Source organism: Thalassospira sp. MCCC 1A03138, from assembly GCF_002115785.1.
In the GTDB taxonomy this organism is placed as follows: Bacteria; Pseudomonadota; Alphaproteobacteria; order Rhodospirillales; family Thalassospiraceae; genus Thalassospira.
In genome coordinates, this window is sequence record NZ_JFJY01000013.1 from 41,461 (window position 1) to 54,850 (window position 13,390).

Here is a 13,390-nt window from a genome sequence, read left to right on the forward strand (position 1 = left end):
TAATATAAGTTCAGGGAGAATGTTGGGGGAATAATTCTCTATGGAAAACGAATGTCTTGTTCGTGCGCGTAGCCACGAGCAAAAACTGAAACGTAGAAACGATATACTTGTCGCAGCCGAGGCGCTTTACCTTGAGGGGGACGGACAACTGCCATCGGCAGCCGAAGTCGCCAAAAAGGCCAGTCTCGCCAAAGGCACGCTGTATCTTTATTTTTCAAGCAAGGAAGCCCTTTTTCTGGAAGTCCTGCGCGGGTTCCTGAAGGGGTGGTTTGAAAACAATCTTGAAGTGATTGAACAGGAAGCGTTGCGCCGTCCCGAAGATCGGGATTCAGCACGTGTTGCACAACAATTCGTGCAGTATCTTGTCAAACGGAAGCAATTCCTGCATCTGGCGTCCCTGTCACAAGGGGTTCTTGAGCAGGGGACGGACGATGAAGCGGTTCTAAGCCATCGGAGATTTTTGTCTTCCATGGTGAAACGGACGGCAGATGCCCTGTCCGAGCTGTATGCCATCACGCCCGAGAATGCCAACAAGCTGATGCGGACGTCCTATGCATTGGTGATTGGCATGTGGCAGATGTCACAGATTCCGGAACGTGTTGCCGAACTGATGCGCCAGAACGCGCTTGATAATCTGATTATCGATTTCAGTGTGGCAACCGAAGAAGCGGTGGTGTCGTACTGGCGTGTGCTTGCACCGGGTATGAAATGTCGTGAATTCCTGCGTCAGATGGAAGAACAGAACCGGGCCTGATTTCGGTTTTGCCATCGGCTTTTCAATCAGCATCATAAAAAAAGCAGCACCTTCGCGGGGGCTGCTTTTTTGTTCGAAAGATCGCAGACTCAGTTTTCCGGGGTGGCCTGATCCATGGATCGGCTGCGTGCGCGTTCAGACCGCAGGATCAGCAGGCTGGAAATCACGATCATCACCGACACTGCAAGGATGATCAGAGTTGCAAGCGCGTTGATTTCCGGCGAAACCCCAAGCCTTACCGACGAGAAAACCTTCATCGGCAGGGTTGTGGAACCCGGACCGGCGACAAAGCTTGCAATCACCAGATCGTCAAGCGACAGGGTAAATGACAAAAGCCACCCGGCCAACAGGGCCGGCAGGATCATGGGCAGGGTAATGACAAAGAAAATCTTTGCCGGTTTGGCACCAAGGTCCATCGCGGCTTCTTCGACCGAGGTATCCATGCCCGCCAGTCGCGATTGCACAACAACCGCGACATAGGCCGCACAGAAGGTCGTGTGTGCGATCACAATCGTGGTTACACCACGCCCGGCTGGCCAGCCGATAAGCTGTTCAAGGGTGACAAACAGCAATAGCAGGGACAGGCCGGTGATGACTTCGGGCATCACAAGCGGGGCGGCAACCATGCCCGAAAACAGGGTGCGGCTTTTGAACCGTCCGAAACGGGACATGACAAGCCCGGCCGGTGTGCCAACCGCAAGGGCGAGCGTTGCCGACATCACCCCGATCCGAAGGCTGTTCCAGGCGGCATCAATCATGCCGTCATTGGAAAATAGCGACACATACCATTTGAACGAGAAGCCGGTCCAGACGGTGACCAGCTTGCCCTCGTTAAACGAGTAAATGATCACAAGCAGGATCGGAAGATACAGAAATGCGAAGCCGAAGACCAGAGCACTGAGAAGGAAAGTCGAACGTTTACCGGTCATTGCCCGTTTTCCTCCTGCTTGGTCTGGATATGCTGGAACCACATGATCGGCACGACAAGGAACAGCAGCATCGCAATCGCGACAGAAGACGCAATCGGCCAGTCACGGTTGGCAAAGAATTCGTTCCACAATGTCCGGCCGATCATCAGGGTATTCGGCCCGCCCAGAAGTTCCGGGATGACAAACTCGCCAACGGACGGAATGAACACCAGAAGCGATCCGGCCAGAATGCCGGGCATCGATAGGGGCAATGTCACCTTCATGAAGGCTTTCCATGGCTTGCAGCCAAGATCAAGGGCGGCCTCGATCAGGCTGACATCCATTTTTTCCAGCGTGGAATAAAGCGGCAGGATCATGAAGGGCAGGTAGGTATAGACAATGCCGATATAGACCGCGAATTCGGTCTGACGCATGATCAATGGCTCGGAAATGATGCCGAGGTTTAGCAGCAGCGCATTGATCAGCCCCTCGCGGTCCAGAATGCCGATCCAAGCATAAACGCGGATCAGGAAGCTGGTCCAGAAGGGCAGGATCACCATCATCAGAAGGACACTGCGAAGCGAACCTTGCGCGCGTGCAATGCCATAGGCCATCGGATAGCCGATCAGAAGCGTGATCACGGTTGAAATCGCAGCAATCCGGATCGAATTCAGATAGGCCGATATATAAAGACTGTCGCTAAGCAGAAACAGGTAATTGCCGAAATTGATCGTGATATTGACGCCTTCGTCAATCCACGTGAACAGCGCACTATAGGGCGGCTGGGCGTATTCGGCGGTGGCAAAGCTGATCTTGAGCACGATCAGGAACGGAATCAGGAAGAACAGCATCAGCCAGAGATAGGGCAGGCCGATCACAAGGACCCGGCCATGCTTGAGCATCAGGCGATCATAACGTTGTTTCAGAGTTGGCTTTTCACTGCTCATTGGTTCAGAACCGAAGCAGCCCCGGCCTCCCACGTTACCCAGACGCGATCTTCCCACGTGTAACGTGGTTCGATATGGCGGCTGGAATTGGGTTCGGTGACCTTGATGCGGAAACCGCTATCAAGGCGTACGTGATAGGTCGAAAGCCCGCCAAGGTAGCCGATTTCTTCGACCTTGCCCGACAGGCAATTGTATTTCGTATCGGTCGGTTTTTCCGTCAGCAGGCGCAAACGTTCCGGGCGAAGCGCGATCCAAAGCGTAGCCCCTTCGTGGCCCTGAACGGCGTGGTCGATATAAATTTCACCACCAGCATCGTCGGAATGAATGACGGCGTATTTTTCATCATCATCGACAAGCGTTCCTTCGATCAGGTTGACCTGACCCAGGAAGTTCGCGGTAAAGCGGCTGTTGGGATATTCGTAAAGCTCGAACGGCGTGCCAAGCTGACGGATCACACCTTCATTCATCACGGCAATGCGCGATGCCATGGTCATGGCTTCTTCCTGGTCATGGGTGACCATGACAAAGGTGGTGCCGACCTTTTCCTGAATGTTGACCAGTTCGAACTGCGTCTGTTCACGCAGCTTTTTATCAAGTGCGCCAAGCGGTTCATCGAGCAGCAGAACCTTGGGTTTTTTGACAAGGGATCGTGCCAGTGCAACACGCTGGCGCTGTCCGCCGGAAAGCTGATGGGGTTTGCGTTTAGCAAATTTGGTCATCTGCACAAGGGCCAGCATATCTGAAACCAGTGTACGGATTTCCGATTTCGGCAATCCGTCCTGATGCAGGCCAAAGGCCACGTTCTGTTCAACCGTCATGTGCGGGAACAGGGCATAGGACTGGAACATCATGTTGGTTGGACGTTCATAGGCCGGGACCCCGGCCATATCGACACCATCGATGAAGATTTTGCCCGCTGTCGGTTCCTCGAACCCGGCCAGCATCCGCAAAAGGGTTGTTTTGCCGCAGCCCGATCCGCCCAGAAGGGCAAATAATTCATGTCGGTAAATATCAAGCGACACATCATCGACGGCATAAAAGTCGCCGAATTTCTTGGTCACATTCTCGAAACGGATAAACGGGACCGCTTCGGGATTGTTCCAAGGCTGAGTCTTGTGCACATCCTCGTGTGCTTTCTGCAAAGCCCCCTGCGACACCAAGCTTCTCCCCTTGTTTGTTGTCGAGATATACCCAAAACATCGGGCGACATGCCCGGTTGTGCATCTTGGCGCGATTGGCCGCAGCTTGCCGTCCGATGTTTTGGTTTTGCCTGATTAACAGGATGAAGCAATTCCACAATCTGTAAAGAGGGGTGTGCGATATTTCGAACGTTTTGTGGCTGATGTTGCGCTAAATGGCGGAAAAGTCGGCAGGGGTGTTCAGAAAATGTGCATTGTTGGCGGTTTCATTTCCTTCGGCGGTAGTCATGAGACATTGCGCACTTTCACGAATGCCATCACGAGTCACAAGACATCCTGCCACGAAAAAGGGGCACTGCACGGATGCAGCGCCCCTTGGATCAGGTTCGAATGCCAGCCGGTTGATTACTGACCGGTTTTAAGCTTGGTCCACAGACGGGTGCGGGTACGAAGTTCTTTCGAGCCCGGTTCGATCTTGGAACGCAGGCGTTCCTTGACTTCCTGCGACGGGTAAACACCCGGATCGGCTTTCAGATCTTCGTCGATGAATTCCATGGAAGCCTCGTTCGGGCTGGCATATTCGACATAGTTGGCAAGATCCGCACCGACATCGGCACGCAGGATGTAATCAATGAACTTGTGGGCCAGATCCGGGTTAGGCGCATCCGCCGGGATCATCATTACGTCAAACCAGATCAGCGTGCCTTCCTTCGGAATCACGTATTTGATCTCGTTGCCGTTACCGGCTTCGTCGGCGCGAAGGGCAGCCTGGCCAACGTCACCCGACCAGCCGATAGATACACAGACGTTACCATTGGCAAGGTCGTTGATGTATTGCGAGCTGTGGAAATAGGTGATGTAGGGACGGACTTTTTCGAGTTCGGCCATCGCGGCTTCGATGTCTTCGTTCGACTGCTTGGAATCCGGTTTGTCGAGATAGAAGTTGACCAGCGGCACGATCTCGCCCGGATCATCAAGCATGGTCAGGCCGCATTTCGACAGCTTTTCGGCATATTGCGGGTCAAATACCAGCGCCCAGCTATCGAGCGGTGCATCGTCGCCCAGAGCTTCCTGAACCTTGGCAACGTTATAGCCAATGCCGTTGGTACCCCACAGGTAAGGAACAGCATAGTCGTTGTTCGGGTCGTATTTGGCGGTCTGATTCAGGATCACCTTGTCCAGATTGCCAAAGTTTTCCAGTTTCGATTTATCGACTTTCTGGAAGATGCCCGCCTGGATCAGGCGCTGCGCATCGGCCAGCGTCGGCACGACCAGATCATAGCCCGAATTTCCTGCCAGAAGCTTGGCTTCGACAACCTGGTTGCTGTCATAAACGTCGTAATTGACCTTTACGCCATATTCCTTTTCGAAATTGGCTACGGTCTCTTCGCCGATATAGTCAGACCAGTTATAAACGTTAAGGACTTCCTGTGCCGATGCGCTTGCGGCAAAGCCCGAAAGGGCTGCGGCAAGGACAACAAGGCTTGAAGATTTAAGAAGTGATTTCATTTCGCTGAGCCTCCCATGTGGCAGCGTTTGAAAATTTGAAGGTCCTGTTATTGCTTTCTCCAAGACCTTCATATCCTTCGAATGCCTCAGGTTTTTGTCAAACACAAGATGGATTTTTGGGCATTTTTCGCATCAAGTGAAAAATTAGGCATTCATCATGCAACATTCTTGCGCCGGGGATGATGCCCCGGCGCAAGAATTCAATCAAACGTTCAGCAGAAGGTGTTCACGCTCCCACGCGCTGATCACCGTCTGGTAGGCATCCCATTCGGCTTCCTTGACGGCAAGAACGGCGGCCGAAAATTCTTCGCCCAACAGGTCTTTTAGCGGTTTGCACCGATGGAATTTTGCCAGCGCCTCGTGGATGTGGCGGGGCAGGGAATGTGCCCGGTCATAACCCGAACCCTCAATCTGGGCGGTCGGGTCGATTTCCTCGATGATACCGAGCAAGCCGCAGGCAAGCGATGCCGCAATCGCCAGATACGGGTTGGCATCGGCACCCGGAATTCGGTTTTCGATGCGGCGTGCATTGGCCGGACCGTTAGGCTGGCGCAGGCCGACCGTACGGTTATCAAGGGACCAGTGCATGTTGATCGGCGCATCCGACCAGGGCTGCAAACGGCGATAGCTGTTCATGTTCGGGGCCAGAAGCGGCATGGCAGCCGGAAGGTAACGTTGCAGGCCGCCGACATAGTTCAGGAACATCTGTGAATTATCGCCATTGTCATCGGCAAACAGGTTTTTGCCCGTTTTGATGTCGATGACGCTCTGATGGATATGCATCGCACTGCCCGGATGGTTGCCCATCGGTTTGGCCATGAATGTGCCATAGACCCCGTGCTTGAGCGCGGTTTCACGCAGCGTGCGTTTGAACAGGAATGCCTGATCGGCCAGTTCAAGCGGCGCACCGTGATTGAAGTTCATTTCAAGCTGGGCGGGGCCCGACTCGTGGCTCATGGTATCAGCGTCGATATCCATGGCTTCGCAATAGTCATAGAGGTCTTCGATCAGCGGATCGAATTCGTTGATCGCATCAATGCCAAAGGCGTTCGATGCCCGTTCCGGGCGGCCCGAACGACCGATTGGCGGTTCGAGCGGGTTGTCTGGGTCGGTGTTTTTTGCCACCAGATAAAATTCAAGTTCCGGGGCAATGATCGGCTTCATGCCGCGTTCTTCAAAGGCGGCCAGGACGCGTTTGAGAACGTGGCGCGGCGAGATCGACACCTCGTCGCCATAAAAATGGTAACAGTCGCAAATAATCTGTGCTGTCGGTTCTTCGTACCACGGCACGACGCGAATGGTTTCCGGATCGGGTACCATGACAACGTCTTTTTCCGCCGGGTCCAGAAACGCGTCGGTTTCTTCCGGGTAACCCCCGGTGACCGTCATGGAAAAAATTGCCTCGGGGATGGCAAGGCTTTTGGCTTCAAGCCCGCGCAAAAACTTTTGCGTTGGCAGAACCTTGCCCCGCGCCACCCCGGACATATCTGGGACAATACATTCGACTTCTTCAATTTTGCGGTCAGAAAGCCACTTTTTGAGATCGGTACTCATGTGTAGTCGGACGCTTTCGCGCCAGTCCTTCAAAATTGCATTTTCTTGCTTTTTCCGGGCGTTTCCCGGTGAAATTCACAAGAAAGGAGGTTTGTCTTCGATGAATTCAGAATGTTTTTTTGTTATTTGTTTCGATATTCGAATTTTGTGCGAACATTTCGGTGGATAGTCGAAGATATCAATTCATATATCTGGATGGCTCCCACCAAGTTGCGTTATAGTCGCCCCAGATTATAAGGGCAGCGGTTGGACGCTGGTCAAGGAGGTAAAATGAAAATCGAACATCCGTATCTTATGTTTCTTGGTGATGCACCGGACGAACTGGCTGCAAAAACCGCGATTGGCATCAAGCAGTGGCGCCCGGAATGGTGTGTCGCACAGCTAAGCCTTCCGGGCTGTCAGGCTGATCTTGGTCTGCCGGAAATGTCGATTGCCGAAGCCAAGGCCGCAGGCGTCAAAACCATCGTTCTGGGCGTTGCCAACCGTGGCGGCGTTATCGGACCGGCATGGATGGAAACCCTTCTGGCAGCGATTGATGCCGGTATGGATATCGCCAATGGCCTGCATACGCGCCTGTCGACGATTCCCGAACTGGTCGAAGCCGCCAATGCCAAAGGCGTAAAACTTTTCGATGTGCGTCACTTCGATGGAAAATTGCCGATTGGCAATGGTGAAAAGCGCCCGGGCAAACGTGTCTTGGCGGTTGGCACCGATTGCTCGGTCGGTAAAATGTACACCGCACTGGCCCTTGATGCCGAAATGAAAAAGCGCGGCATGAAGTCAACCTTCCGTGCGACCGGCCAGACCGGTATCTTCATCGCGGGCGAGGGCATTTCGGTTGATGCCGTGATTTCGGACTTCATTTCCGGCGCGGTTGAAACCATTGCCCCGGCCAACGAGCCCGATCACTGGGACGTTGTCGAAGGGCAGGGCAGCCTGTTCCATGCATCGTTTGCCGGTGTCTCCATGGGCCTGATCCATGGTTCGCAGCCCGATGCGATCATCGTCTGCCACGAACCGACCCGTACCCACATGCGCGGTCTGCCGGGTTACAAGCTTCCGGACCTGAAAACCACGATGGAAGTCAACCTGATGCATGCGCGCCTGACCAACCCCGATTGCGTGGTGGCCGGTTTTGCGATCAATACCAAGTCGCTTGACGATGCGGCGGCCAAAAAGCTTCTGGCCGAAGTCGAAGCCGAGTTTGGCCTGCCATGTGTTGATCCGGTTCGGACCGGTGTTGCACCAATCGTCGACAAACTGCAGGAGATCTGATGTGCCGCGCATAAGTGTCACATCCGAAGTCTGGCCGCTGCGCGGGGCGTTCAAAATCTCGCGCGGCGCCAAGACCGAGGCCCATGTCGTCAAGGTCACGCTGACCGATGGTGAATTCACCGGATATGGGGAATGCGTTCCCTATGCCCGTTATGGTGAAACCGTCGAAAAAGTGATTGCCGATATCGAGGCCCAGGCCGATGCCCTTTCGCATGGTATGACGCGCAAGGAACTGCAGGACGCGATGAAGGCCGGTGCGGCGCGCAACGCAGTTGATTGTGCCTATTGGGACCTTGAGGCAAAGCGGTTTGGCCGCCGTGCCTGGGAACTTGCTGAGCGCAAGGCGCCCGAAGGCCTGATTACGGCAGAAACGCTCAGCCTTGATACGCCTGATGCGATGCGTGAAGCCGCGCGCAAGGCGGCATCGGCACCGTTGCTCAAGCTAAAGCTTAACGGTGAAAACGTTCTCGAGTCCGTTCGTGCGGTTCGGGAAGGCGCGCCGACATCGCGTTTGATCGTTGATGCCAACGAGGCATGGTCGATTGAACTGCTTGAAGATATCGGGGCCGAACTCGACGCACTTGGTGTGGAAATGATCGAACAGCCGCTGCCTGCCGGGCAGGATGATGGCCTGCTAGATATTGATTGTCCGGTGCTGCTTTGTGCCGATGAATCGATCCATACCGTCGCCGATATCCCGCGCCTTGCGCAGCTTTACGACATGATCAATATCAAGCTCGATAAAACCGGTGGTCTTACCGGGGCGCTTGAGCTTGCCGATGCTGCCGCCAAGGTCGGCATGCAGATCATGGTTGGTTGCATGGTCGGGACGTCGCTTGCGATGGCGCCGGCCATGATCGTTGCTGCCGATGCGCGCATTGTCGATCTTGACGGGCCTCTTTGGATGGCAAAGGACCGTGAAAATGGTCTGGCGTTTGACAAGGGTGTTATGGGGCTTCCGGACCGGGCGCTTTGGGGCTGATCCTGTTCCAGAAGGATTTCGATCGGCCTTGATTATTGCCGCCATACCGGATTTCCGGTGTGGCGGTTTCTTTTTATCGCATGACGGCCTTGCCCTTTATTGCGAGTCGCGAATGTTTCTTAGTTCGCCTTAGGGTTTTGCGAGTGAAGTGTATCGGAAAAACAACCTGGAGACGTTAATCTACGTTCGACTTTGTGTTGAAACAGGTGCTTATTTGCATTTTTTCACTCGCGGTTAGTTAAAAATTAATTCAAATTTATGCAGCCACCTCTTCTGGATAGTTGAATTGGCGGTTAAATCAGGGAACGATCATAAAAATTTCGGGGCTGCTGTGGCTCCTTCGCAAAGATGAGTTGGAGCTGACCCGCGTGCTATCTGGTCCCCGAAGAGATAGTCGGCGCTTCGCAGGGCCACTGCGTTGCCGCTATCGAGATTTCCTTTACACGCCCCGGCATGCAGAATTGCTGCATCTGCGGCGCAAGGAATCGGTCCAGCTGACGGCACGCTTCGCGGCTTTTTTCACCCTCGTTCTGCTGGCGCTTGTCCCGATCTGGGACGGGGCTTTTGGTAATGGCTTTTGGCAATCGCAAACCGTGATCATGCGCTTCCTTGTCATGGGGATTGCGATTGCGGTGCTGATTAATCGTGCGGTCAGTTCCCGATGGCGACGACGTGCGCCTTATCTGCCGATGCTGTTTCTTGTGATTGCTGCCACCCTGCTTTGCGGTTTTTCCGGGCTTGATCCGGATGCCTCGCCCAAGATGCTGACCGCGCACAGTTTCCTTCTGCTTGGTATCGTTGTTCTGGTCGCGATCATGCCTTTGACGCTGGTTGAGGCGGGGATAATGGTCTCGCCCATACTCGTCCTGCTGGTTTTTGGGGCGCAGGGGCCGGTTGCCAGTGGCTATGTTCCGGTTGAAATGATCCTGTCGGTCCTGCTGCCGCTTGCGGTAATGGCGGCATCGGTGCAGCTTTACCGTACGATTGTTGCCGCCCAGGAAATCGCGATTGATCCGCTGACAGGCGTTTATACCCGTGCCTTTGGCATGGAAATGCTGCGACTGAATTTTGAAACCGCCTATCGGAAACGCAGTCCGCTGACCGTGGCCTTTGTCGATCTTGATGATTTTAAAAAGATCAATGACCAGTTTGGTCATGATTACGGTGATCGTATTCTGGAGGAAGCCGGGCGCAATCTGGCGCAACGGTTCCGTCGTGCCGATCTGGTGATCCGCTGGGGTGGCGAGGAATTCCTTGTTATTCTGCCGGATCTGACGCTCGATCGTGCGAACGATGTCATGCATCGCGTCATGTCACCCGGTCTGGCTGCTCTTGCTAATGGCATGACGCAGCAGGCCAGCTACGGCCTTGCCGAACGGATCGAAGACGCCATTTCACAGCCGCATAACCTGATCGATCTGGCGGATCAGCGGATGTATGACGCCAAAAAACGTCATGACCGCGAACAGATCGTTGCTGATGGCCTGTCGGGCCGCAAGGTGGCAAAACCTGTATCGGTCAAATCATCAGTCCGGGCGGATGGCAAGATCGTCAATCAGACCCTGAACTAGGCCTGTTTCCGAAATCAATCATCCTGCCTTTTTGTCGGTCACACGTTCTGTGGCCGTTTTTTATGCCGTATCGGAGCGAATCCCGTTTTTGTCGGGCCGGTTCGACCAATATGTTTTCCAATGTATTTTCCCGCGTCAACGCTCCTGAAACCGTGAAACTGAGAGTTTCTGCGGGTTTTGAGCATATTCTCATGACGGGAATCGAAGGGGGAATTTTCGAATTTATCGATGGAATCGCAGGTTTTCTGTCATTCCCTTGCATTCTGATTCGCTGTGAGTCGCCAAATTTTCACAAATGAACCGGCGTCGAGAATGGGGGCAATGCTGAAAAAGTGACCTCAGATGGGCGGGATTCAGTTCGAAAAAGTGTCAGTTTGGTGAAATTTTGATCAAAAAAAGTGCATTTATTTTTTTGATAAAAAAATAGTCAAAAACGTGTTGCGTCCGCGCGATCTAATGGGTAATGTCTATTTGTGCGCTGCGGTAGGACGCAGTGCATTCCGGCGAGCGACTTGTCGCTCGTTTCTTGGACGTTTCCTCCCTAGACTTGGGCCGCTGTCACAGGCGGCCTTCTTTTTTGCCTGAATTCCAAGGATTTGCAGGGATTTCAGGGGGCAGGAATTTTCACCGAAAATATCATTATGCCGCCTGCGCGGAATTGTGCAGTGCAAATCGCGCATTGGTTAAAGGCCGGTTCTGATCTTTTTCGGGGTGGGGATTTCCTGCCTGATTGGTACTCAGCAATCCAAAAGAAAAGGCACTGTCTGTCCAACCAGTGCCTTTGGTGGTTTGTCGTGCGATAGGGTGGGCTGTAACGGGTTACTTTTCCCGTCCCGGATCGTGTTCAGGGAAGTTACCGTCACCGTCGCCGAGGCCGCGCTGCATGATCACGCTATCGACCCAGCGGCCAAGTTTGAAGCCTGCCGATTGCAATGTGCCTGCCACCCGGAAGCCAAGACGTGCGTGCAACCCGATGGAGGCCACGTTGGCGCTGTCGCCGATTACGGCGACCATCTGGCGATAGCCAAGGGCGGTACAGCGTCTGATCAGCTCGGACAGAAGCGCGCGGCCGGCACCCTTGCCGACGACATCGGGCGCGATATAGATCGTGTCTTCGACCGTAAAACGATACGCCGGTCTCGGGCGATAGGCGCCGGCATAGGCAAAGCCTTCGACACGGCCGTCGATTTCGGCGACCAGATAGGGCAGGCCGCGTTCGCGGACATGCTGCCAGCGCGATGTCAGTTCAGCGATTTCAGGCGCGCGTTCTTCGAACGAGGCCAGGCCATGCAGGACATGGTGGCCGTAAATCTCGGTGATGCGGCCAAAATCTTCTGGCTCTGCATCCCGGATCACTAGGTCCTCGAGGGAGGCGTCGCCATTTGGCATCGGTTTGCCCGACGGTGAGGAAGAAACGGGGCTGGTGGTCATCAGAAGGGATTCCCGTCAAGATCGTGGAAGCACGATATCAGATGTGTCATCTGTTCGCGCAGGGTGTCAAATCCGCGATGGGGCGTGATCGTGTCCTCGTCCATGTAAAGCGAGCGTGAAAGCTCGATCTGCAGGCTGTGCACATGGTCTTCCGGTTGCCCGTAATGGCGCGTGCAAAACCCGCCTGCATATGGATCATTGTGCGACGGGGTAAAGCCCAGATCGCGGACACGATCTTCGACAAAGCGCGTCAAAGACGGATGGCAGGAACTTCCATAGCAATCGCCCAGAACCAGATCAACGCGGTTTTTGCTGCTGTCGACAGAATCCCCGGGCATCGAATGGCAATCAATCAGAATGCAATAGCCAAACTGGTCACGCGTTGCGTCAATCAGTTTGCGAAGCGCACTGTGATAGGGGTGGTAATAGGTATCGATCCGGTGCATCGCCTCGGCGACCGGCAGGCGCGCCTTGTAAATCTCGATCCCGCCACTGACGACGCGCGGGATTGATCCCAACCCCGAGAGGGCCCGCATCGAATGAATATCCGCATCCGAAGGCAGGGGGCCATCAAACATGCGCGGGTCGAGCTCCAGCGCCCCGCGATTGACATCGACAAAGGCACGCGGAAATGTCGCGCACAGCATCGGTGCGCCAAGCTTGGGCGCGCTGGCAAAAAGCTGATCGACAAAGGCATCCTCGGATGCACGGAGCGCAAACGAGTCAATACGGGCAATCTCGATCAATTCCTGCGGATAATGGCGCCCGGAGTGGGGCGATGCAAACACCACCGGCAGGGTTTGCCGGGATGGCAGGATGACGGTTGCCGGTCCACTGCCGGTAAGATCCGATGGCAACTGGTTCATTGTCGTTTGTTATATCTTCCCTAAACTGGATGATGATCATAGCAACAGCGATCCATCCCGTCCCCCATAGATGAAGATTTTTTGTCAAAAAACCAATTGAGGGGTTGCACCTTTTTCTGCCTTGGGCTAAATACCGCCTCGCCGTCACAAACGGCGCTGGCCAAGCCTTCCGCTTTGAAGGCCGGTCAGATGAAAGATGGGTTAGAGGGCCTATAGCTCAGTTGGTTAGAGCGTTCGCTTGACATGCGAGAGGTCACAAGTTCGAGTCTTGTTAGGCCCACCATCTTTCCCCAAATACAGGGGCCTATAGCTCAGTTGGTTAGAGCGTTCGCTTGACATGCGAGAGGTCACAAGTTCGAGTCTTGTTAGGCCCACCATTTCCTCCCCGCCGGTTTCCGAGCGGGGTTTTGTGTTTCTGGCTTTAAATTCCGGCTTTCCCCCAAGCTTATCAAGG

General features: G+C 54.3%; 11 protein-coding genes and 2 tRNA genes. 6 read left to right on the forward strand and 7 right to left on the reverse strand.

Annotated elements, in window-relative coordinates; all coding sequences use genetic code 11:
• Positions 1–40: 40 nt before the first annotated feature.
• Positions 41–754 (forward strand): TetR family transcriptional regulator, encoded by a 714-nt coding sequence (locus TH468_RS20000; RefSeq protein ID WP_085646214.1) that lies wholly within the window; start codon positions 41–43, stop codon positions 752–754.
• Between the two features lie 89 nt (positions 755–843).
• On the opposite strand, the gene TH468_RS20005 is transcribed toward TH468_RS20000, so the two are convergent.
• The 5 genes from TH468_RS20005 to TH468_RS20030 form a co-directional block, all read right to left on the reverse strand.
• Positions 844–1,683 carry an ABC transporter permease subunit gene (locus tag TH468_RS20005; RefSeq protein WP_085646215.1) on the reverse strand — a complete coding sequence of 280 codons (840 nt, stop codon included), beginning with the start codon at positions 1,681–1,683 and terminating at the stop codon, positions 844–846.
• Positions 1,680–2,609, reverse strand: a complete 930-nt coding sequence (locus TH468_RS20010; RefSeq protein WP_085646216.1) for an ABC transporter permease subunit — start codon at positions 2,607–2,609, stop codon at positions 1,680–1,682. Before TH468_RS20010 ends, TH468_RS20005 begins: the two co-directional genes overlap by 4 nt.
• Positions 2,606–3,766 carry an ABC transporter ATP-binding protein gene (locus TH468_RS20015; protein WP_007091767.1) on the reverse strand — a complete coding sequence of 387 codons (1,161 nt, stop codon included), beginning with the start codon at positions 3,764–3,766 and terminating at the stop codon, positions 2,606–2,608. The genes TH468_RS20010 and TH468_RS20015 overlap by 4 nt, the downstream gene beginning before the upstream one ends.
• A gap of 387 nt (positions 3,767–4,153) precedes the next feature.
• Positions 4,154–5,257, reverse strand: coding sequence for a polyamine ABC transporter substrate-binding protein (locus TH468_RS20025; RefSeq protein ID WP_085646218.1), 1,104 nt, complete (start codon positions 5,255–5,257; stop codon positions 4,154–4,156).
• 204 nt (positions 5,258–5,461) lie between these two features.
• A complete protein-coding gene (locus TH468_RS20030; protein ID WP_062960060.1) occupies positions 5,462–6,811 on the reverse strand; it encodes a glutamine synthetase family protein in 1,350 nt (449 codons plus the stop codon).
• A gap of 270 nt (positions 6,812–7,081) precedes the next feature.
• Here TH468_RS20030 and dgcN point away from each other — a divergent pair, with 270 nt between their 5' ends.
• The 3 genes from dgcN (at position 7,082) to TH468_RS20045 (ending at position 10,639) form a co-directional block, all read left to right on the forward strand.
• On the forward strand, positions 7,082–8,086 hold the full coding sequence (gene dgcN, locus TH468_RS20035) for an N-acetyltransferase DgcN (protein ID WP_085646219.1): 1,005 nt from the start codon (positions 7,082–7,084) through the stop codon (positions 8,084–8,086).
• 1 nt (position 8,087) lies between these two features.
• A complete protein-coding gene (gene dgcA / locus TH468_RS20040; RefSeq protein WP_085646220.1) occupies positions 8,088–9,068 on the forward strand; it encodes an N-acetyl-D-Glu racemase DgcA in 981 nt (326 codons plus the stop codon).
• Positions 9,069–9,529: 461 nt separating this feature from the next.
• Positions 9,530–10,639: a diguanylate cyclase gene (locus TH468_RS20045; RefSeq protein WP_231858246.1), complete on the forward strand. Its 1,110-nt coding sequence runs from the start codon at positions 9,530–9,532 to the stop codon at positions 10,637–10,639.
• A gap of 819 nt (positions 10,640–11,458) precedes the next feature.
• On the opposite strand, the gene TH468_RS20055 is transcribed toward TH468_RS20045, so the two are convergent.
• Complete coding sequence (locus TH468_RS20055; RefSeq protein ID WP_082824752.1) at positions 11,459–12,028, reverse strand: GNAT family N-acetyltransferase; 570 nt, start codon at positions 12,026–12,028, stop codon at positions 11,459–11,461.
• 41 nt (positions 12,029–12,069) lie between these two features.
• A complete protein-coding gene (locus tag TH468_RS20060; protein WP_085646222.1) occupies positions 12,070–12,936 on the reverse strand; it encodes an N-formylglutamate amidohydrolase in 867 nt (288 codons plus the stop codon).
• Positions 12,937–13,142: 206 nt separating this feature from the next.
• On the opposite strand from TH468_RS20060, the gene TH468_RS20065 reads away from it, so the two are divergent.
• Positions 13,143–13,219, forward strand: a tRNA-Val gene (locus TH468_RS20065).
• Positions 13,220–13,236: 17 nt separating this feature from the next.
• Positions 13,237–13,313 (forward strand) — tRNA-Val (locus TH468_RS20070).
• Positions 13,314–13,390 lie beyond the last annotated feature (77 nt).

Coding starts and splice junctions, on each gene's coding strand:
- TH468_RS20000 (WP_085646214.1), top strand. CDS start 41: ATGGAAAACGAATGTCTTGTTCGTGCGCGTAGCCACGAGCAAAAACTG.
- TH468_RS20005 (WP_085646215.1), bottom strand. CDS start 1,683: ATGACCGGTAAACGTTCGACTTTCCTTCTCAGTGCTCTGGTCTTCGGC.
- TH468_RS20010 (WP_085646216.1), bottom strand. CDS start 2,609: ATGAGCAGTGAAAAGCCAACTCTGAAACAACGTTATGATCGCCTGATG.
- TH468_RS20025 (WP_085646218.1), bottom strand. CDS start 5,257: ATGAAATCACTTCTTAAATCTTCAAGCCTTGTTGTCCTTGCCGCAGCC.
- TH468_RS20030 (WP_062960060.1), bottom strand. CDS start 6,811: ATGAGTACCGATCTCAAAAAGTGGCTTTCTGACCGCAAAATTGAAGAA.
- dgcN (WP_085646219.1), top strand. CDS start 7,082: ATGAAAATCGAACATCCGTATCTTATGTTTCTTGGTGATGCACCGGAC.
- TH468_RS20055 (WP_082824752.1), bottom strand. CDS start 12,028: ATGCCAAATGGCGACGCCTCCCTCGAGGACCTAGTGATCCGGGATGCA.
- TH468_RS20060 (WP_085646222.1), bottom strand. CDS start 12,936: ATGAACCAGTTGCCATCGGATCTTACCGGCAGTGGACCGGCAACCGTC.